Annotated in this window: 18 protein-coding genes and 2 tRNA genes; 10 read left to right on the forward strand and 10 right to left on the reverse strand. The window is 60.9% G+C overall.

Annotation, left to right across the window (positions count from 1 at the left end; all coding sequences use genetic code 11):
* Positions 1-72: 72 nt before the first annotated feature.
* A complete protein-coding gene (locus ACR0NF_RS10120; protein ID WP_480667762.1) occupies positions 73-1,794 on the forward strand; it encodes an adenylate/guanylate cyclase domain-containing protein in 1,722 nt (573 codons plus the stop codon).
* Between the two features lie 52 nt (positions 1,795-1,846).
* On the opposite strand, the gene ACR0NF_RS10125 is transcribed toward ACR0NF_RS10120, so the two are convergent.
* From ACR0NF_RS10125 to ACR0NF_RS10140, 4 genes are all read right to left on the reverse strand, one after another.
* A complete protein-coding gene (locus ACR0NF_RS10125) occupies positions 1,847-2,764 on the reverse strand; it encodes a pentapeptide repeat-containing protein (protein ID WP_480471422.1) in 918 nt (305 codons plus the stop codon).
* 137 nt (positions 2,765-2,901) lie between these two features.
* On the reverse strand, positions 2,902-4,212 hold the full coding sequence (locus ACR0NF_RS10130) for a gluzincin family metallopeptidase (RefSeq protein ID WP_480471423.1): 1,311 nt from the start codon (positions 4,210-4,212) through the stop codon (positions 2,902-2,904).
* Between the two features lie 30 nt (positions 4,213-4,242).
* Positions 4,243-5,580: a TfuA-like protein gene (locus ACR0NF_RS10135; RefSeq protein WP_480667763.1), complete on the reverse strand. Its 1,338-nt coding sequence runs from the start codon at positions 5,578-5,580 to the stop codon at positions 4,243-4,245.
* Complete coding sequence (locus ACR0NF_RS10140) at positions 5,577-6,770, reverse strand: YcaO-like family protein (RefSeq protein WP_480667764.1); 1,194 nt, start codon at positions 6,768-6,770, stop codon at positions 5,577-5,579. Before ACR0NF_RS10140 ends, ACR0NF_RS10135 begins: the two co-directional genes overlap by 4 nt.
* Positions 6,771-6,928: 158 nt before the next feature.
* Here ACR0NF_RS10140 and ACR0NF_RS10145 point away from each other — a divergent pair.
* A tRNA-Thr gene (locus ACR0NF_RS10145) sits at positions 6,929-7,004 on the forward strand.
* Between the two features lie 76 nt (positions 7,005-7,080).
* On the opposite strand, the gene ACR0NF_RS10150 is transcribed toward ACR0NF_RS10145, so the two are convergent.
* A tRNA-Leu gene (locus ACR0NF_RS10150) sits at positions 7,081-7,166 on the reverse strand.
* Positions 7,167-7,344: 178 nt separating this feature from the next.
* Here ACR0NF_RS10150 and ACR0NF_RS10155 point away from each other — a divergent pair.
* From ACR0NF_RS10155 to ACR0NF_RS10190, 8 genes are all read left to right on the forward strand, one after another.
* A complete protein-coding gene (locus ACR0NF_RS10155) occupies positions 7,345-8,376 on the forward strand; it encodes a pyridoxal-phosphate dependent enzyme (protein WP_480778184.1) in 1,032 nt (343 codons plus the stop codon).
* Positions 8,373-9,518, forward strand: coding sequence for a M24 family metallopeptidase (locus tag ACR0NF_RS10160; protein WP_480471427.1), 1,146 nt, complete (start codon positions 8,373-8,375; stop codon positions 9,516-9,518). Before ACR0NF_RS10155 ends, ACR0NF_RS10160 begins: the two co-directional genes overlap by 4 nt.
* On the forward strand, positions 9,515-10,228 hold the full coding sequence (locus tag ACR0NF_RS10165; protein ID WP_480471428.1) for a maleate cis-trans isomerase family protein: 714 nt from the start codon (positions 9,515-9,517) through the stop codon (positions 10,226-10,228). The genes ACR0NF_RS10160 and ACR0NF_RS10165 overlap by 4 nt, the downstream gene beginning before the upstream one ends.
* A 132-nt stretch (positions 10,229-10,360) precedes the next feature.
* Positions 10,361-11,461 carry an ABC transporter ATP-binding protein gene (locus ACR0NF_RS10170; RefSeq protein WP_480778185.1) on the forward strand — a complete coding sequence of 367 codons (1,101 nt, stop codon included), beginning with the start codon at positions 10,361-10,363 and terminating at the stop codon, positions 11,459-11,461.
* 102 nt (positions 11,462-11,563) lie between these two features.
* Positions 11,564-12,655 (forward strand): extracellular solute-binding protein, encoded by a 1,092-nt coding sequence (locus tag ACR0NF_RS10175; RefSeq protein ID WP_480471430.1) that lies wholly within the window; start codon positions 11,564-11,566, stop codon positions 12,653-12,655.
* 70 nt (positions 12,656-12,725) lie between these two features.
* Positions 12,726-14,003 carry an ABC transporter permease gene (locus tag ACR0NF_RS10180; RefSeq protein ID WP_480778186.1) on the forward strand — a complete coding sequence of 426 codons (1,278 nt, stop codon included), beginning with the start codon at positions 12,726-12,728 and terminating at the stop codon, positions 14,001-14,003.
* A 5-nt stretch (positions 14,004-14,008) separates the two neighbouring features.
* A complete protein-coding gene (locus ACR0NF_RS10185) occupies positions 14,009-15,220 on the forward strand; it encodes an ABC transporter permease (RefSeq protein ID WP_480471432.1) in 1,212 nt (403 codons plus the stop codon).
* A gap of 160 nt (positions 15,221-15,380) precedes the next feature.
* The gene (locus ACR0NF_RS10190) at positions 15,381-16,601 is read left to right on the forward strand and encodes an aminopeptidase P family protein (RefSeq protein ID WP_170692788.1); all 1,221 of its coding nucleotides are present in this window, start codon (positions 15,381-15,383) and stop codon (positions 16,599-16,601) included.
* Positions 16,602-16,663: 62 nt separating this feature from the next.
* Here ACR0NF_RS10190 and ACR0NF_RS10195 read toward each other — a convergent pair whose 3' ends face one another.
* The 5 genes from ACR0NF_RS10195 to ACR0NF_RS10215 are packed head-to-tail and all read right to left on the reverse strand — an operon-like array spanning position 16,664 to position 21,026.
* Positions 16,664-17,560 carry an FAD:protein FMN transferase gene (locus tag ACR0NF_RS10195; RefSeq protein ID WP_480778187.1) on the reverse strand — a complete coding sequence of 299 codons (897 nt, stop codon included), beginning with the start codon at positions 17,558-17,560 and terminating at the stop codon, positions 16,664-16,666.
* Entirely contained in the window at positions 17,557-18,072 is a 516-nt protein-coding gene (locus tag ACR0NF_RS10200; RefSeq protein WP_480778188.1) for a nitrous oxide reductase accessory protein NosL, read from the reverse strand. The genes ACR0NF_RS10195 and ACR0NF_RS10200 overlap by 4 nt, the downstream gene beginning before the upstream one ends.
* Positions 18,069-18,890 carry an ABC transporter permease gene (locus ACR0NF_RS10205; protein ID WP_480778189.1) on the reverse strand — a complete coding sequence of 274 codons (822 nt, stop codon included), beginning with the start codon at positions 18,888-18,890 and terminating at the stop codon, positions 18,069-18,071. Before ACR0NF_RS10205 ends, ACR0NF_RS10200 begins: the two co-directional genes overlap by 4 nt.
* Complete coding sequence (locus ACR0NF_RS10210; RefSeq protein WP_480778190.1) at positions 18,887-19,780, reverse strand: ABC transporter ATP-binding protein; 894 nt, start codon at positions 19,778-19,780, stop codon at positions 18,887-18,889. Before ACR0NF_RS10210 ends, ACR0NF_RS10205 begins: the two co-directional genes overlap by 4 nt.
* Positions 19,770-21,026, reverse strand: a complete 1,257-nt coding sequence (locus ACR0NF_RS10215) for a nitrous oxide reductase family maturation protein NosD (RefSeq protein WP_480471437.1) — start codon at positions 21,024-21,026, stop codon at positions 19,770-19,772. Before ACR0NF_RS10215 ends, ACR0NF_RS10210 begins: the two co-directional genes overlap by 11 nt.

Here is a 21,026-nt window from a genome sequence, read left to right on the forward strand (position 1 = left end):
CGACACGACATTCGAGTATTGCCAGTGAATACAACCGGTTCAGACCCCTCACTCAGACAGAAGCTCGGCGCGGTGCTTTTTGCCGACGTTGTGGGCTATTCCCGTCTGATGAGCGAGAACGAGATGGATACGTATAACGCGTTGAAATCTTTGCTGTCTCAGCTTGAGACGATTTGCCAGCAGTATCAGGGCCGGGTGATCGAAGTACGCGGCGATGGCATTCTGGCGTTGTTTGAAACCGCCACCAGCGCGGTTGAGTTCAGCATCGAACTGCATCGGATTGCTGCGCAGCACAATCAGGCGCGGATGGCACATGAACAGATCAAGTTCCGCGCCGGTGTCCATATGGGCGAGGTGCTGCAGGATGATCGCGGCATCCATGGCGATAACGTCAACATCGCCGCCCGCCTGCAGGAAATTGCGGAACCGGAGCGGGTCTATGTCAGCGCCGCGGTCTATGAGCAGATCCGCAATCGCCTGCGCTATGGCTATGAATTTCTTGGACCCAAGCAGCTCAAGAACATCATGTCGCCGGTGGCAACCTATTGCGTCCGCAGCGAGGTTGAGGGCGCGACCATGGCCGCGACCCTGCGGCCCGATATGCATCTTGAAGTGCTGGAGCGGCCCGATATCCCTTCGGTTGCTGTACTGCCCTTTGCCAGCCAGGGTGGGGATGAGGATGACAGCTGGGTCGCCGAAGGGCTGACCGATGACATCATCATGAACCTGTCGAAGTTCAGAAACCTTTTTGTCATTGCCCGCAACTCGTCCTTTTTCTTCAAGACGCAGTCGATGTCCCCGCACGAGGCCGCGCGCCGGTTGAACGTGCGCTATGTGGCACGCGGCAGCGTCCGCCGTTCCTCCAGCCGCATCCGCGTCACTGCCGAGTTGCTGGACGCCAATACCGAACGGACCATCTGGGGCGAGCGGTTCGACCGCAAGCTCGACGATATTTTCGACATTCTGGACGACGTCACGGAATGCATCGTCGCGGCCATGGCGGTGATGATTGAATCGCATGAAAAGCAGCGGATGGTGCAGGCCATTCCGTCAGACCTTCGCGCCTATGGCTCGGTTCTGCAGGGCCAGCATCACATCTTCAAATATACGCGCAACGACAACCGGAAGGCGCAGCATTGTTATGAATCGGCGCTCGAACGGGACGGAGGATATGCCCGCGCGGCAGCCGCCCTGTCGCGGACGCTCAATATCGACTGGCGCTATTCCTGGACCGAAGATCCAGGCGGCGCGCTCGACAAAGCCCTGTCTCTGGCTTTGCGTGCGGTCGAACTGGACCCGACCGATGCGCGAGGCTTTGGCGAACTGGGCTATGTGCAGCTTTATCGCAAGGAACATGCGACCGCGCTTGAATCCTACAAACGCGCGCTGTCGCTGAACCCCAATGATGCCGACATGCATTCGGATTATGCCGATGCGTTGGCACATTCAGGGGATAACGAGACAGCGATCGAACACCTTCAGCAAGCGATGCGCCTGAACCCCTATTTCCCGGATCAGTATCTCTGGCATCTGGGCGGCGCGTATTACAATCTCAAACGCTATGACGATGTGATTTCTGCGGTCAACAAGATGAACAACCCGACCGAAGGGCAACGGGTTCTGGCCGCGAGTTATGCGCATAAGGGCGATATGGATATGGCGCGCCAGATTGCTGACAAGCACCGGGCGGCGCATCCCAACTTTTCCCTGGCGCGCTGGGCCAAGGTTCAGCCGGATCTGTTGGAAGATGACACGCAGCACTTCCTCGAAGGCCTCAAGAAGGCCGGGTTCTGAGCAAGAAAAAGGGCGCGTGATCGACGCGCCCCATTCTCGGATATATCAGCTGTTATTCGCCGCGTGCCTTCGCGCCGCTGACCTTGGCACCGCTGACTTTGGCACCGCTCACCTTGGCGCCACTGACTTTGGCGCCAGAGACCTTGGCACCGCTGACCTTCGCGCCACTCACCTTGGCTCCGGCCATCATCGGGGCGTCGTATTCGAAATAGACGTCCAGCAGGACCTCTTCGATCTGACCGGCTGCGATATCCATACGGATGGTGTAATCGGCCTGATCATAGTTCCAGACGCGGATATCATTCGCCATCTGGTAATCCGCCGCTGCAACGCCGGATTTGGATGGATCAAGCGGCGCACGTGCGGCCTGCCGCGTCGTGTCTTTCCCGGGGTCTTCAAGCTTGAAGCCGTAAGGCAAGTTGCCGCCGGTGGCGCTGTCGCCTTCGCCATGGACCAGGAAGATCGTCGGTTCGGGCATCTCGTAGTAGGTGCCATCATATGCGAAGCCATAGATCCGGGCCAGCCGGGCATCGCCTCCGAACTGGTCCCCGATGAAGTTGTTGACGCCACGACCCCTTCTGCGATCATCTTGTTCGATGAATAGCTGCTCGCTATGCCTGTCAGCCGTCTGCTGCCAGAACGTGTGTTTGAAAACGCGACCCCGGCGAATGTAGACAAATGATTCAAACGGGACTTTCTTGCGCTTACCCAGCTTCAGTTTGTTCCCGTCGTTCTTGTCCTTGTAGATCTTGTAGATCCCTGACTCGTCGTTTGCACTGTCTCCAGCCTGCACAAGGATCCGGTCATCTTCCCGCACAGCCACACCATCAATTTTGGTGATCTCCTGCGTAAAATCATAACCCGTCGCCACCTCAATTGCGAGCCGGACTGACTTCTGTCTCAGTTTAAGATCACTTAATTCTCGTCCGAACAGTAATACCTCGGAAAAACTGAGTAACGACTCAGACATATCACTTTCTCCCTATCGGGGGTCGACGGGGCCTCGGGCCGCGCCTGTCCCAGTTTGCGCATTTCACTGCACGTCGATTGTCAAATTATCACCCCGTGCGCACAACCTGCCATAAAACCGGGGCAAAAACAAAGACTTTAAGGTTCTTTAATCTCGGGTGACAACGTGCGAACGGACGCGGCGTGGCTGGACCCATCCGGCTTGGTCAGACGTGGGCCGGGCCGTGTCAGCCCGATGTCACGCATGCGGAAATTGCCCTCGATAATTTGGCGGAAAGCGCCGCCGGTAATCTCCTGATCGACAACGACCAGCGCGCGCTCGACCCCGAAATAGCTCAGCATATCGGCATCCAGCATTTCCCAGGCGTCGGCAAGGTAGGACCCCAGCAAATCCCGCGCCTCGATTAGCGCGACGCGGAAGCCTTCGGGATCGGCAGCGTAATGTTCGTCGAACAGGTCCTGCATGATCGCGTTGTATTCATCGGTGCCCTCCAGCTCGTCCGAAAGCTCCTCCATTTCCGGATCGATCACGTCATGGGCGACCAGCCGTTCGTGATAGATATCGACCAGAATATCGAACATCGCACCGGTCAGCGGCTCCGACAGCGCGTGTTCACTGGACCAGCCATGCGAGAACTCGGACAGCGTCCGGTCATTGGCCGCAATGCGGATCTGCGCGTTCTGCGACAGCTCGGCAAAGCGGCTGAGCCGGTTATAGGTATAGAGATTACCGCGCGTGTTCTTCAGCACCTCATCCACGACCGAGCCGAAATGCAGAGACGCCAGCAGCGCCACCATATCCGCCGCCGATTCGTGGAACCCGTAATACTCGCCCGTTGCGTCGTCTTCCGAGGGCAGACCGATGACGCTGTAGATGATGGCATGGCCGATTTCATGCGCCACCACGTCGAAGTTCAGGCTGTAGGGGCGGTATTCGTCCCCATGTTCGCGGGTGCCGCCGGTCTCCAGAAACCCCCAACCGATATGCGCGTTATCAAGGCTGGGCAGCAGCGACAGTTCCAGCCGCTCGAAATCACGCTCGAAATGCCAGGGGATCGGGCGGCCGAAATAACCCTCCCAGACATCCATGGTGAAATGGGCTGCGCCAAACAGGTGGGCGGCTTCAAAGGCCGGATCGTCGGGATCGATATGGATGAAATTGCCGAACTCATCGGGTTCAGGCGGTGGCAGGATATAGCCGTCCCAGGCGGGCAGATACATCTCGGGGCCGTCCTCGCCTTCAATCATCGCACCATAAGGGGTCGTCTTGTCGACCGGGTACATCGCATACATGCGCGGCCCAGAAGGGCCGGGCCCGATCGAGCCCTGCGGGGCCGAGATCTCGACCAGTTCAGGTTTCGAATTCGGCTCTAAATAGGGCGATTGCGGATACAACAGGAACCGCGTGCCCGGAGTTTCGTTTTCCGAGTAATCGGGCCAGATCGTCAATGTCCCCTCCCGTTATCGTCCCGGCTAACCTTAGGCCCGCGTATCGGGCTGCTGATCCTCGGGGTCGCCACCGGCGTGGCAAAAGATGAATTCGGCTTCAATCAGATCAAGAAACGCCTCGCGCCCTTCAAGGCCCAGCGCGATTGCATAGGATTCAAGATCATCCGGTACCGCTTGGTCAAGACGTGTTTCAAAATACCAGATCAGCGACTGCGTTCGGTTCGTGCGGCCATTCACCCGATCCAGCGCCTCGATACGGTCAGCCTTGCGCCGCGCCCGGTCACGCAACGCTGCATAATGGCCATCGTGGCGCAGCTCGGCCAGCACGGCGGCATCCAGATCATCCGCCCGCGCTGCGATGGCCGCATCCTTGCGGGCGCGGTCAGCCAGCATCGCCTCGTATTGCGCGGGGGTCAGGTCATTGTCCTGCAGCCATTCCATCAGATCGGCCTGACGGGGCAGGCGCGCCGCGCGCCTGTGCGCGGTCATGTGCTTTCGTAATATCTCACGGTCCGGCTGGTGATCGACCCGATGCGCCTCGTCCCGCGCCAGCAGGTTCAGCGCGGCGCGATCACGCAGCTCGGCATAGAGGGCAGGGTCCAGCCGTAGCTCATCCACCAATGCCCGCGCATCGGTGTCTTGCGAGGCGGTCTCGGCATCGACCCGCGCCCGCAACTCGCGCCAGGCCAGGGTACGTTCGACGCGCGGCGCGGCGGGGGTGTCGGTGTCCGCCTCCAGATACCGTGCCATATGCTCCAGCATCTCACGGGCATCTTCGCCCTTGGCATCGACCTGCCCCTCGGGCAGCCAGTTCTGAAAGCTTTCCAGACCGGAGGTTGTGCCCGCCGCTGCAATCACCTTGTACCAAACCCGGTCGCGATAGTGCAGAGCCTTGGCAGCGTCCAACAAGGTCCGGGCATCCTGTGGCGACAGCACCCCGGCCGTCTGCGCCATGTCCAGCGTGGCGCGGATCGACACCATCGGCTCGCTCAATGCGGGAAACCCAAGCTCGGCAGGGCCATGCAGCACCGCCACCTCGTCGTCATCCATGATCGCGCCGCTGAGGTAATCCTCGAACACCCGTCCGACGCCGATCATCCCGAAATCGGAAAGTTCCGCTGCCCGCAACGCGCCCATGCTGGCGCTGCCGAAAACCGGGATGCCTTGTTCCAGCGCCCACAGGATTTCCTTGTGCCAGACCGAGGGCACGCCATCGAAATACCCATCGATGATGCCAATGGCGCGCGGCCCGTCCCGCGCAACGCGATACACATCCCCCTGCCGGACCGGGGGCAGAATGGTCGCGTCCAGATGCTCCTGCACCGCCTCGGACCGCAGGGTGGGGCCGACGAACACCACCACGCTCATGCCGTCACCGCCCGTGCACGTGGACCTGTAATGTAATCGGGATCGTCATGCGGCGCTTCCAGCCCCGGAATAACCGCGCGGACCACAGCGATATCGAATTCAGGCCGGGACAGATCGACCGTCACCACCTGACCCATACCGACCACCGACAGACAACTCAGCAGCAGCTCAAGGTCTTCCGTAAACGACCCCGTGACATGCGACGGGCAATCGGTGAAACGCCCGGTCGCCGCTGCGCCATCAATCAACTCACGGATATATCGGCTGCGCCACGTGCGGGCCTCGTCCGAGAACTCTTCGGGGTCCAGATCATCGCGCGCGCCCGAGATATAGGTCAGCCGCGTCTGCGCCGCCTCGGTCAGCGCCCGCAGCAGCGCAATGGCGCGGTCGGGGTGACAGCCATCGCCGATGCCGATATGGCCCGTGGCCTCTCCGGCCTCGCAGATCACACAGCGAAAGCTGGCAATGCCGATATCCGAAGTGGTGTCCCAAATCCCCAGATCCAGCCCCGCCGCTGCAATCTGGTCCATCGCTTGACGGCAACGCGGATCGTCCACCGTGTCCGGATCAACGCGCGGCGTCGCACCCCGGTGATGCCACAACGTCGTGGCGTCCCGTTCGATCAACTCGCAAATCGCGTGGCAACTGGCCTCAGTCACGTCGTTGCCCGATGCCAGACCATTCGTTGTGCGCGGAAACGCCCTTTGCCCGGCGACCGGAGAGGTCGTGTAATCCGTATCCACCATCTCATAGGGCACCCAACAGGCGGCATCGGCGTTCAGATTACGCCCCTGCACCCACAGCATCGCGCCATGCGGGTCAAACTGCCCGCCGGTCACGCGCGGCAGACGATAGACATCCACCACGTGATCCTGTGCCAGATCGGCATGGCTGCACAGCCGCAGCGGCAATTCGATCCGTTCCGCATGCCACGACTCGATCGCTTCCATCACGCCCGAGGCCTGCGCCGCGCTCAGCGACAATCCCTTGCCCAGTGACACCGCGACCGAACGCGAATTGGGTCGCGTCACCATCACCGTCGGCAGCCCGACCCGGTCGAGCCCGGTCAGATTGGCAATGCGCGTGATCCCCATCTGTTTGAGGAACGGTTTGACGATGGCAAGTGTCTGCTCAGGGTCCCGCAGGCGATGCGTGTCCAGCACATAAGTCTTCTGTGAAATCCCGGACATTCAAATGACCTTGCCAAATATCTGATAATCCACCCGAACCCGCAGGCTCCGGTCCGCCCGCGCGCAGGATGGGCGAGGAATGCGAACCGGTCAACCGCAGGGGTGTGTGAACTGCCTCTTGCAAGGGTCGCGACCTGCGGCTAAACGATCTGTCGCATGCCTCAATAGCTCAGCTGGTAGAGCAGGTCCTTCGTAAGGACAAGGTCGGGGGTTCGAGTCCCTCTTGAGGCACCACTCTTCTCAATCCAACCAAGTATCGCCGGATTCGTCGGGTACAGATGCCCGGTATTCTATTGTAACTGTCAGGAAATGGTACGGGCGGTGGGACTCGAACCCACACGGCACTAAGGCCTTCGGATTTTAAGTCCGATATGTCTACCATTCCATCACGCCCGCAGACCTGTTTGCGCGGCAGGTAAGGCCGAAACCAACAGGATCGCCACACACTTACAGCCAACCATTTGGATTGAAAAGACGCTCATTCAGATGAGCTGCAGCGAAAGGGAAAGCAGGACACGCTTGACAGTGCTTTCCGGTTTCGGTCACGTCGGCGCATCAAGAAAGGGAGCGTGCGATGAAGACGGTCAAAAACCCGTATCGGAATGGGGCAAAGCTCGCGGATCAGGCGCCATATCCGTCGGTCGACATATCTGGCCTTGGGCGACATCGTCTGTTTTGCCCCGATTTCAAGGAAACTCCGCTGGTGGATGCAACGACTCTGGCGCCGGTTGCAAAGCTCTGGATCAAGGATGAACGGCCCCGGATGGGGCTTGGGTCCTTCAAGGCGCTGGGCGCGGCCTATGTCATTGCCTGTCAGGCCGATGAAGCGCCCGATGCGAACCTCAAGGGACGTACATTTGTCACCGCCAGTGCGGGCAATCACGGGATGAGCATGGCTGCAGGCGCGCGCGTCTTCGGGGCCGATGCGGTTGTCTATATCGCCGAGACTGTGCCTGAAAGCTTTGCCGACCGTCTGCGGGCGCAAGATGCGCGAGTGGTGCGAGAAGGGGTCGACTATGCTGCCAGCATGGAGGCCGCCGCGCAGGCGGCGCAGCAAAATGGCTGGACCTTGCTGTCAGACAGTTCGTGGGACGGGTATACCGACCTGCCCCATTTGCTGATGGAAGGCTACCTGCAAATGGCGTTGGAGGCGGCGGAGCAATGCCCCGAAACGCCGACACACATCCTGCTGCAGGCTGGTGTTGGCGGTATGGCGGGAGCGGTGGCTGCCTATGCGCGCGAGGTCTGGGGGGACGCGCCGCAGATCGTCGTGGTCGAGCCTGACGCGGCCCCGGCCTTGCAAGCAAGTATCGAGGCTGGCCACTGCGTTTTCGCAGATGGCCCGGACAGCATCATGGGGCGGCTCGATTGTAAGGAGCCTTCACTGATCGCCCTGAATGGATTGGCGCGGGATGCGGATCTGTTTCTGACGATCAGCGATGATGAGGTTGCCGCGCAATTGCCCGCGATGGCCGAAGCCGGGTTAGAGACCAGCGCTTCGGGCGGGGCAGGCATTGCGGCGGTGATGAATGAGGCGGCACGTCAGGCCATGGGAATCGGGCCGCAATCCCGTGTCCTCTGCATGTTGAGCGAGCAGCCCGCATGACCGGCTTTGCGCCACAGGAATTCGAGGCACGGGTTTCCCGCGCACAAGCGCGAATGGCCGAAACAGGTCTTTCAGCCCTGCTGCTGACCACCGAACCTGAGCTGCGTTATTTCACCGGCTATCTGACCCGGTTCTGGGAAAGCCCGACGCGCCCCTGGTTCCTGATCGTGCCCGCCTCGGGCAAGCCGGTGGCCGTGATCCCCTCGATCGGGGCGGCCCTGATGGCGCAGACATGGATCGACGACATTCGCACTTGGAGCGCACCGGATCTGGAAGATGACGGCGTTTCGCTGTTGGCCGATACGTTGACCGAGCTGACGTCGGACGGGTCCGCGATCGGTTGTCCGGATGGGCATGAGACACATATCAGGATGCCTCTGGCCGATTTCAGACGCCTTCAGGACGGGCTCGGCGCTCGTCGACTGACCGGTGATCACGGCATCCTGCGCGCCCTGCGCATGGTGAAGTCCGAGGCCGAGGTCGCCAAGATTCGCACCGCCTGTCAGATCGGTGCCCGCGCCTTTGCGCGTGTGCCGGAAATCGCCGCAGCCGGAACGCCGCTCGATCAGGTCTTCCGACGGTTCCAGATGCTCTGCCTTGAGGAAGGGGCCGATTGGGTGCCCTATCTGGCCGGAGCGGCCGAGCAGGGCGGGTACACGGATGTGATCTCACCGGCAACGCAGACCCCTCTTGCGCAGGGCGATGTTCTGATGCTGGATACCGGCCTCGTTCGCGACGGGTATTTCTGCGACTATGACCGCAACTGGTCGGTCGGGCCCGCCAGCACCCCGGTCCGCGCCGCCCATGCGCGGCTGATCGAGGCCTCGGATGCCGCCTTTGAGCAGGCCCGGCCCGGCACCACCGCAGCGCAGCTGTTTCACACCATGAGCGCGGTGCTGACGGATGGTGGCGAAGGCACGGATGCCGGGCGGCTGGGCCACGGGCTGGGGATGTCGCTGACCGAATGGCCCTCGCTCATCCCCGGTGATCACACCGAGCTGCAGCCCGGCATGGTGCTGACGCTGGAACCGGGTATCGCCGTCGATGGCAAGATCCTTGTACATGAGGAAAACATCCTGATCACCGAGGGCGCGCCCGAATTCCTGAGCCCGCGTATCGGACCGGAGATACCGACGCTATGACGACACTGCCCTATTCGCTCGACCCCGACGATCCCGCCGCCGCGCCGATGGGTCTGATCGTTCTGCAAACTGATGAGACCATCGAGCCCGAGTTCCGTCGCCTTTTCGCCGATGATCCCAGCCCTCTCTATATCAGCCGCATCCCCAGCGGGGCCGAAGTCAACACTGATACGCTGGCGCAGATGGAAACCGATCTGCCCGCCGCCGCCGACCTGCTGCCCAAAGCGCGGCCCTATAAGGTGGTGGGCTATGGCTGCACCTCGGCCAGCTCGGTGATCGGTTCGGATCGGGTTGAACAGATGGTGAAACGGACCTGCGATGTTCAGACCGTGACCAACCCGTTGCGCGCCGCCGCAGCCTGCGCCGCAGATCGGGGCGTGTCGAAATTCGCGCTGCTTTCGCCCTATATCGAAGAGGTGAACACACCGCTGCGAAGGGCCTTTGCGGAACAAGGTATTTCGATGGATGTGTTCGGCACCTTTGGCGAGGCGGAAGAGGCCAAGGTTGTACGTATTTCGGCCGATTCCGTGGTTAATGCGGCCATACGTCTGGGCGCTGACAGGGCTGTTGAAGCGGTGTTTCTCAGCTGTACGAACCTGCGCACACTGGCCGCCATCCCCCGGATCGAGGCGCAGATCGGAAAGCCGGTTCTGTCAAGCAATCAAAGCCTGGCTTGGCACATGAATCACCTGAATGTGTCGCAAATTTAGGCAAAAGTGACGTAATAGCGGGTTCATTTGCTTTACGGGCTTGCGACCATTTGTTAGCCTCGGCTTCATTGCACGAGAAGATCAATGAAATCCGGACCAACCGGGTAATCATTTGACGCAACAGGGGGTCTTGTGACCGACACAAATACTGACGCCGCGTTTGTCGAATTTGAACGCGTTCAAAAATCTTATGATGGCGAGAATCTCGTTGTCAAAGATCTCAACTTGGCGATGCCAAAGGGCGAATTCCTGACCATGCTCGGACCGTCCGGATCAGGCAAGACAACCTGTCTGATGATGCTCGCCGGATTCGAAACAGCCACTCACGGTGAAATTTTGTTGGATGGGAAACCCATCAACAACATCCCTCCGCATAAACGTGGCATCGGGATGGTGTTCCAGAACTACGCCCTTTTCCCGCATATGACTGTGGCCGAGAACCTGTCGTTCCCGCTGGAAGTCCGCAAGCTGGGCAAGTCAGAGCGCGAGGAGAAAGTCAAACGCGCGCTGGACATGGTTCAGATGGGCGCCTTCGGCAATCGCCGCCCGGCGCAGCTTTCGGGCGGTCAGCAGCAGCGGATCGCGCTGGCCCGCGCGCTGGTGTTCGAGCCCGAGCTGGTGTTGATGGACGAACCGCTGGGCGCGCTCGACAAGCAGCTGCGCGAACACATGCAGTTCGAAATCACCCGACTGGCGCATGAGCTGGGCATTACCACTGTCTACGTGACCCACGACCAAACCGAGGCATTGACCATGTCCGACCGTGTTGCGGTGTTCGACGATGGCCGCATCCAGCAGCTGGCGCCGCCGGATCAGCTGTATGAAGAGCCCGAGAACAGCTTCGTTGCGCAATTCATCGGCGAGAACAACACGCTGGAAGGTGTCGTGAAATCCATCGACGGGGATACCTGTCTGGTGCAGCTGGATGATGGTTCGGAAATCGACGCGGTGCCGATCAACGTGCACAATCCGGGCGAACGCACCAAGGTTTCGATCCGGCCCGAGCGGGTCGAGTTCAACAAGGACCGCCTGCATGCCGATGCGCATACGCTGAAGGCCACGGTCAAGGAGTTCATCTATATGGGCGATGTGTTCCGCTTCCGCATGTCGGTCGCGGGCAATGACGAATTCATCGTCAAGACACGTAACGCCCCCGATGCCATCCGTCTGCAACCCGGCCAAGAGATCGATATTGGCTGGCTGGCAAAAGATTGTCGTGCGCTCGACGCATAGACCAAGCTGCGCGGTACAAGTGCGGCTTTATTGAGGGACCGGCTGGTGAAAACCCGTGCGCCAGCTGACCATACAACAAACGGGAAGTACTGGGAGTAACACATGAAACCAACCAAAACACTACTGACCGCTGCTGCTCTGGCGACCGCGGCTGGTGGCGTGTCCGCGCAAGAGATGACCATCGTCTCGTGGGGCGGCGCCTATTCCAAATCGCAATTGAAAGCGTATCACGAGCCCTATTCGGAGAAGACCGGCATCACCATCCTGAACGACGACAGCTCGGCCGAAGCGGTTGCAAAGCTGCGCGCGATGAACGAAGCGGGCAACATCACATGGGATGTGGTCGACGTTGTTGCCTCGGACGCGATTCGTCTGTGCGACGAAGGTCTGGCGATGGAAATCGACCCTGACACCATGCTGGCTCCGGCGCCGGATGGCACATCGGCAGCGGATGACTTCGGCGATCTGCTGGTCAGCGATTGCTTCATCCCGCAGATCGTGTATTCGACCACCTTTGGCTATCGCACTGATCTGGTCGGTGACACACCGCCCAGCGATGTCTGCGCCGTGTTCGATCTGGAAGCCTATCCTGGCAAGCGTTCGCTGGAAAAACGCCCGATCAACAACATGGAATGGGCGCTGATCTGTGACGGCGTTGCCAAGGATGACGTCTATGACGTTCTGGCCACCGCAGAAGGTCAGGATCAGGCGTTGGCCAAGCTGGGCACCATCAAGGACAGCGTTGTCTGGTGGTCCGCAGGTGCCGACACGCCGCAGCTACTGGCTGATGGCGAAGTTGTAATGGGTTCGACCTATAACGGTCGACTGTTCAGCCTGATCGAAGAGCAGAACCAGCCCGTTGGCATGCTGTGGGACGCGCAGGTGTTCGACCTGGACGGTTGGATCATTCCCGCCGGTCTGAGCGAAGAGCGTAAGCAGCGCGCGCTGGACTACATCATGTTCGCAACCGACACGCAGCGTCTGGCGGATCAGGCCAAGTACATCTCCTACGGTCCGGCCCGTGCCTCGTCGGCTCCGCTGGTGGGTCAGCACGCCGATCTGGGCATCGACATGGCACCGCACATGCCGACCGATCCGGAAAACGCCAAGAACACGTTCCTGTATAACTACGAGTTCTGGGCGGACTACCGCGACGACATCGACGCCAAATTCCAGGCGTGGCTGGCGCAATAAGCGTCTGATTTCCTGAGATCGTCGGGGGCGGCCACTCGCCCCCGGCCCCAAAAGTACCCAAGGGGCACCGATGACTGACGCCACCCAACAAAATTCCGGCCCGATGCTGGCCGCTGACGGAACGCCGCTCAAGCAATCACTGGCGCGGTCACTGCGACGGCAAAAGCTGCGGGCGCTGATGCTGGTGGCCCCGTTGCTGCTGTTCGTGATGTTCTCTTTCATCGTGCCCATTGCCGCGATGCTGTTCCGGTCGGTGGAAAATAGCATCGTGCAAGACACGCTGCCTCAGACGGTGCAAGCCCTGCAAAGCTGGGACGAGGCGAGCGGTGAATTGCCGGATGAGGCCGTCTATGACGCCTTTGTCCGCGACATGATTGTCGCCATCGACAACAAGACCCATACCCGTCTGGGCTCGCGTTTGAACTACGAAGAAACCGGTATGTCTTCGATGTTCCGCCGGTCCGGCCGTCAGATCAAAAAGCTGGATCCCGAAACAGACGGTCCGTTCAAGGATCAGGTCATCGAGATTCACGATGGCTGGGGCGACCCCAAGACATGGGCGGTCATCAAAACCCACGCGCCCGCCGTCACCAACGGTTACTTCCTGAACGCGATCGACATGCGCCGCACGCCCGAAGGGGCGCAGTCTCAACCCGAAGACAAGCAAATCCTGATCAAGCTGTTCGGGCGCACCCTGTTCATGTCGCTGGTCATCACCGGGGCCTGTATCTTGCTGGCCTATCCGATCAGCTATCTGCTGGCGACACTGCCGATGCGGGTGTCGAACCTGCTGATGATATTGGTTCTCCTGCCCTTCTGGACATCGCTGCTGGTGCGCACCTCCGCGTGGAAGGTGATGCTGCAGCAACAGGGGGTGATCAACGAAACGCTGGTCTGGCTGGGGCTGGTGGCCGATGACGCCCGACTGGTGATCATCAACAACCAGATCGGTACCATCGTTGCGATGACGCATATCCTGCTGCCGTTCATGATCCTGCCGATGTATTCGGTGATGCAGACCATCCCGCCGTCCTACACCCGTGCCGCGAAATCCATGGGCGCGACCAACTGGACGACCTTCTGGCGCATCTATTTCCCGCAATCCATTCCGGGCATCGGCGCGGGCTCGATCCTCGTGTTCATTCTGGCGATCGGCTATTACATCACGCCCGAGATCGTCGGCGGCACCAAGGGTGTCTTCATCTCGAACCGGATCGCCTATCACATCTCGTCCTCGCTGAACTGGGGACTGGCCGCGGCACTGGGGACGATCCTGCTGGGCGTCGTTCTGTTGCTCTACTGGGTCTACGACAAGATCGTGGGCATTGATAACGTGAAGCTGGGATAATCGACATGGCCGCACTTACTCCGATATCCCGCAAACCCCTGTCCATGGTCCTGCCAAGCGTCGCGCTGGCAGGTGCCTTCGCCGGTATCTTTGTCGGCGCGGGCAACGGCTCGGTCTTTCTTGGCATCATTGCCGGGGCTGCCCTGATCGCCGCTCTGGCCTGGGTCTACATCACGGTCGTCAAGAACGAGAAACTGGCCCGCTGGATCAACATCGCAGGCTTCGGCGTCGTGGGCTTTCTGGTCGCCGGCCCGATGGGCGGCGTGCTGGGCCTGCTGGGCGGGTGGTTCTTTGTCTGGTTCATCTACTGGCTTTATGAAGGCCGCTATCGCCGGAAACTGCTGCCCTATCTGACCGCAAAGCAGGTGTTTTATCACTACCTGTTCCGGGTGATCTGCGGCGCGATCTTCGTGTTCCTGATCACCCCGATCCTCGTGGTTCTGCCGCTCTCGTTCAACGCGCAGGACTTCTTTACCTTCACGCCGGAAATGCTGCGGCTCGATCCGGAAGGGTACTCGCTGAAGCACTACCGCGACTTCTTCACCAACAATGAATGGCAGCGCAGCTTCAAGAACTCGCTGATCATCGCGCCGATTGCGACGATCATCTCGGTCTCGCTGGGCACGCTGGCGGCCATCGGCCTCAGCCAGAGTCACGTTCCCGGCCGCCGCGCCATCATGGGCATCCTGATCTCGCCCATGATCGTGCCGCTGATCATCTCGGCCACCGGCATGTTCTTCTTCTACAGCGACATTGGTCGCTTCATGGAAGGCACGCTGGGCATGAACAAGAATTTCGTGGGCTATGTGAAAGTCATCCTGGCGCACGCGGTTCTGGGCATTCCCTTCGTCATCATCACCGTGACCGCGACGCTGGTGGGCTTTGACCGCTCGCTGACGCGGGCGGCGGCGAATATGGGCGCGGGTCCGGTGCGGACGTTCTTCAAGATCCAGATGCCTCTGATCCTGCCGGGCGTGATCTCGGGTGGCCTGTTTGCCTTCATCACCTCGTTTGACGAGGTGGTTGTGGTGCTGTTCGTCGGCTCGGCCAGCCAGAAGACCCTGCCATGGCAGATGTTCACCGGCCTGCGCGAACAGATCAGCCCGACCATTCTGGCGGTGGCCACGATCCTCGTGGTGATCTCCATCGCGCTGCTGACCACGGTCGAGCTGCTGCGCCGCCGGTCCGAGCGTCTGCGGGGTCTCTCCCCCGCTTGACGCAAGCGCAGGTCTGATCTAACGATCTATCCGTTCATCCCAGCCGCGATGGCGTCGCGGACGCACTGGGATGTTCGGCTCTCGGACCCCGAGACCGCCTGTCCTGAACGCCGGGACAAGTGGCCGGGTTTGCCGCCCGGCAAAGATGAGAGACCTAGTCATGACAGACACAACAAAACGCCCAGAATTCTTCACCTGCCACAATGGCGACAAAGCGCCCCTGCCGTTCAGCAAGGGTGAATACGACCGCCGCCTTGGCGCCCTGCGCGCTATCATGGCCAAGCATGACATCCCCGCCGTCCTGCTGACCTCGATGCAGAACATCGCCTATTATTCCGGCTTTCTGTACTGCTCTTTCGGTCGGCCCTATGGCTGCGTCGTCACGCAGGACGCCTGCACCACCGTCTCGGCCAATATCGACGCAGGCCAGCCCTGGCGCCGCTCGGTCGAGGATAACGTCATCTATACCGACTGGAAGCGCGACAATTACTGGCGCGCCGTGGCCAGCCTGATCGGCGGGGCAAAGCGGATCGGGATCGAAGGCGACCACATGACACTGGCGGCGCGTAACACGGCGCTGGACATGCTGGGCGGACCGGAGCTGATCGATATCGCACCGGACACGATGTTCGCTCGCATGGTGAAATCCGCAGAAGAGATCGAGCTGATCAAAGGCGGCGCGCGCACCGCTGACGTGGGTGGGGCCGCCATTCACGCAGCGATCCGTGAAGGCGCCACCGAGATCGAGATCGCCATGGCCGGGCGCGATGCGATGGAAGAGGAAATCGCCCGCGCCTACCCGGATGCCGAATACCGCGACACATGGGTCTGGTTCCAGTCGGCGCTTAACACCGATGGCGCCCATAACCCTGTCACCAAACGCGCGCTGCAAAAGGGCGATATCCTGTCGCTGAACACCTTCCCGATGATCTCGGGCTATTACACCGCGCTGGAACGCACCCTGTTCCTGGGCGAGCCCGACGCAGACAGCCTGCGCCTGTGGAAGGCCAACGTTGCCGCGCATGAGCTGGGCCTGAGCCTGATCAAACCCGGCGCGACCTGTTCCGGCATCACGGCTGAGATCAACCGCTTCTTCGCGGATGAGGGCCTGCTTCAATACCGCTCGTTCGGATACGGCCATTCCTTCGGCATCCTCAGCCACTACTACGGGCGCGAGGCCGGTCTGGAACTGCGCGAAGATATCGACACGGTGCTGGAACCCGGCATGGTCGTCTCGATCGAGCCGATGCTGTGGATCCCCGAAGGCCAGCCCGGCGCGGGCGGCTATCGCGAGCACGATATCCTCGTGGTGGGCGAAGACGGGGCCGAGAACATCACCGGCTTCCCCTATGGTCCCGGCCACAACATCATCGGGGCGTAAGAAAACGGGTGGGGCTGATGGCCCCACCTTCTACCGCCGTGGGCTCATCCCAAAGACCCGGCTCAGATCACCATCTCAACCCGCGCGTCCGGGAAACGGGTCAGAGCTTGCGGGATGTCACTTGTAGGCATCACGCACAGCGCCGTCGACAGCCCGTCCGCAAGGACCGCCTTCGGGGCCGAGACGGATACCGTCTGATGCGTCGGTCCCGCGCCCAATGGGTTCAGGATATGGCCCAATTCAGCGTTCAGCCGCGTGCCGTCCGGGGCCGAGGTGGCAACGGCTCGGTCTTGCAGGGTGATCCGTTTGGCGACCGTTCCATTCGGCCCGGCCAGCCCGACGCGCCAAGGCTCGCCTGTCCTGTGCCGACCCAAGGCAGCAACCTCGCCCATATCCACCAGCACATCGCGCAGGTCGAATGACTGCAACAACACTGCAATCCGGTCCGTAATCGCCCCTTGCGCAATTCCGTTCAAGGTGATCGCCGAGCGTCCGGGATGTGGTAGCCGGATCTCATCCGCGCCGACATGAACCTTGTCCCAGCCAATCACCTGCCGCGCGTGTTCTACAATCGGCTGTGCCGCACCGCTGGCAAACGCCAGCCACAAAGGCTGAATCGTCGGATCAAACGCACCGCCCGAGGCGTCGTGAAGTGTCGAACACAGGCTCAGCACCTCCAGCAGCTCGGGCGCGGGGGCGTTCAGATGACCCGTGCGGTTCAATTGGCTGATCTGTGACTGCGTGCGATAAAGGCTGAAGATATCCTCAAGCCGGTTCAGTTCAGCCTCAACCGCGGCAAAGATCGGTGCAGCTTGCGTATCCGTCAGGCCATCAAGCCGCAGGCTGGCCGGTGCACCCAGCGCGATGCCGCGCCATTGGGCAAAGCTCCCGGCGGCTGCGGGCATGGCGGCGCAGGCGGCCGAGATGGTCAGGAAATGGCGGCGGGTCAGAATGGTCATGCGGGTGTCTCCAGCGCGAGGCCCAGATCAACAGGGCCCAGAACCTCGGTATCGGGTATGTCGGACAGAGGCAGAGCCGCGCCGCCATATTCGGCGATGAACGCCTCTGCCGCGGTGGGGTCGCCAAAGGGCACGACTTCGCGCGCGCCCATGCCACCAGCGACATTGGCCCCGACGACAAAGCTGGCGCCATCTGCATCTATCCAGTTGGAAACCCCCGGTTGCTGCCAACTGGGCGCGACGCTCATGTCGCTGACATAAACCGCCGTAATCTTGGCATCGCGCTCGGGGCTTTTCAGATAGGCCACCATGTCGCGCACCTGTGCAAAGAACAGCGGTGCAGGGTAGCCTTCCAGATGGATCTGACCCTTGGGTCCGCCATGTTCCGCGATGTTCATCTGGCAGAAAAAGCTCAGCGCATCCGGGGTCAGGTCCACCGGATCGGGGGCTTCGGCCACCTCTTCCTTGCAGGCGGCCAACGTGACCAGTGCGATCAGGGCGAGGCGTTTCATGGCTCGACCCTCCGGAAAGCGAGGCGGGCGAGGGCGAAGCTCAGCACCGGCCAGATCAGCAGCGAGGCAGGCGCAGCCCAGACCGGCAGCGCCTGCGCCGCTCCGGTCATGCCGGATGCCATGGCAACGCCTTCAGTCGCCGCGATGTTCCACAGACGGAACGCGTCGGCCGGGTTGGCCACCATCACCCATGGAAAGACGGATTGGGTGAAGCTGCCGCCCTTATCCATGACGACGGCCCCCAACAGGCCCAGATCATAGAGGACGACAAAAACCAGCCAGAGCCCGGCCGACATCCCCGCCGCCGCCGTGGCCCCCTTTGCCAAAGCGGACAGCAGGTATCCCAGCGCCAGAAACACGGCGCCCAACAGGATCGAGGTGAGGATCAGGCGCACCAGCGCCATCAGACTTTCCGGCCCCGCGCCGCCAAAGAACGCGGCCACCGCGCCCGCGGTGCCGAAACCGATGGTCATGGCAAAGGCCAGCGCGGCCAGATGGGCGGTAAACTTGCCCAACAGGATTTCTCCGCGCCCTGCCGGGTAAGACAGCAGTAATGACAGGCTGCCGCGATCCACGTCGCCTGCGATGGCGTCAAAGGCAATCATCAGCGCCAAGAGCGGCGCGAGGTAAACCGACAACGTGGTCATCGACGCGACCGAGACAGTCAGCATATCGACGCCCAAAGTGCCGGTGGGGGCGCTGCCCGCAAAGGTCAGCGCCAAGGCGAACAGTACCATGATCAGCGTGGCGACCAGCAGCCAGCGGTTGCGGCGCAGGATCAGCATTTCAGTGCGGGTGATGGCGAGGAAGCGGGTCATTGCAAATCCTCCTGTGCGTAATGGCGATAAAGGTCTTCCAGCTTGGGCGGGGTCATTTCCACATCCGCTACCGCATCGCCCAGTCCGGCGATCCGGCGCAGCGCCTCCATCTTGTCTTCGGGCGTGCAGAGCAATTCAACGGATGCCCCATTGATCCGGCTGCCGCCCAGTTCAGCGGCCAAAGCATCGGCATTGGCACTTGCACGCACCTTCAGGCGGATCGGTAGACCGGCTAGAGCCGACAGATTGTTCAGCGTGTCATCAGCCACCATCTGACCCTTGCGCATGATAGCGATACGGTCGGTGCGGGCCTCGACCTCGGTCAGCGCATGTGAGGCAATCAGAACGGCGGTGCCTTGGGCAGCCAGTTCGTCGATGATGGCATAAAGGTCCTGCCGTGAAATCGGGTCCAGCCCGCTCGTCGGCTCATCCAGCAAAGCCACTTTCGGCTGACCCAGCAGAACCTGCGCCAGACCCAGACGTTGCCGCATGCCTTTGGAATAGGTGCTGATCCGACGGTCCAGAGCATCGCTCAGGCCGACACGATCCAGCAGACCGGGCACATCGGCTTTCGCGCCTGAAAGCTGCGCGAACAGGGTCAACTGCTCACGGCCTGTCAGCGCGGGATGGAACGACACCGCCTCGGGCAGATAGGCCGTCTCGCGCCGTGCCTGAGCACTACCGGGGGTGGCGCTCCCGATCCGAATGGCTCCGCCATGGATCGGCGTCAGGCCGAGGATGGATTTGATCAGGGTCGACTTGCCCGCACCGTTATGGCCCAGCAGCGCCACGCGCTGACCGGGGGCAAGAGACAGGCTGATATCATCAAGAACGCGGGTTTTCCCTCGGTCCTTGAGAACATGGTCGATTGACAGGGCCTTATCCGTCATGAGGCACCTTTTTCATAGCTGGAGGTTCAGGGGCTTGCATCAATGGGTTGCTGTCCATCACACCGCCCGGCAACAGCGCCGGGAAGGCCGATTGCGACCAGCGCACCAGCTGCACGGCAGGGGAGCCGAGCAACAATTTGGCTGCGGGTTGGGTCCACAGCACATGGTCCATACTGTCATTGGGGCGATAGGGGGCATCGGCAATGCCGTTGCCATCCACATCATAGGCGGCAAAATCGGACCAATAGTTGCCGCGCCCGTCCTCGGACCACTCGACCCATTTGGTCGAGACATATTTCACCTGCGTTCGGTTACCGATGAAAGAGTTGCCGACGATCCGGTTACGCTCGGACCCGGCCGTAAAGTGGATGCCGATGCCGCATCCCTGGAACCAGTTGTCGGTGAATTCGTTCTTATTCGAATTATAGAGGAAAGTGCATTTTTCCTTGGCACCTTTCACCACGTTTCCGGTGATAGTGCTTTTGTTGGCGTAGTTTAGCATTACGCCATGTGCGCGGTCACCAATCGAGACATTGTTGGCCACGGTCACATTGGTCGTGAACATCACCGCATAACCCAGATCGTTGCCGATTGAGACGTTGTCGCTGACGACCGAGTCATCGGCGTACATATAATGCACCGCAAAGCGCAAATCGCGGAACAGGTTGCCGGTGAAGGTGTTCTTTTTCGACGAGTTCACAAAGATCCCGTCGCGGCCATAGCGGATATCGTTGTCTTCAACCCGCGCACCCGGCGCGTTCCAGACATAGACACCATTGCCACGGTCATTCATCCGCTGGTCCAAACGGCCTTCGATCCGGTTGCCACGCACGATGCTGTCCTTGGACCCGTGAATGTCGACGCCATAGAGGTTGCCCAGCAGCACGTTATCCTCGACCACCGGCGCTTTGGCTGTTTTGGTCAGTTGGATGCCACTATCGATCCCCTCATGGCTTGAGCCCGAGCCGATCACCGTCAGACCGCGCACGGTCACGCCGGGCCCAGTTACGGTGATGACACTGCCCGCCCCTTGTCCGTCAATCGTGGCCTGTCCCAGCCCGTCGATAGTGACGGGCCGGTCCAGCACAAGTGTTTCGGTATAAACACCGGGGCTCAGGCGGAGGGTGTCCCCATCCGCCGCCTGCGCCAATGTTTCATTGATGGCCCCCGCCCGGTTGGGCACATCCCAGTCCGCCGCCCAAAGGGGCGAGCCGAGCAGGAGCGGTATGAGCAGGGACCAACGCAT

Source organism: Ruegeria sp. CF4, from assembly GCF_056537345.1.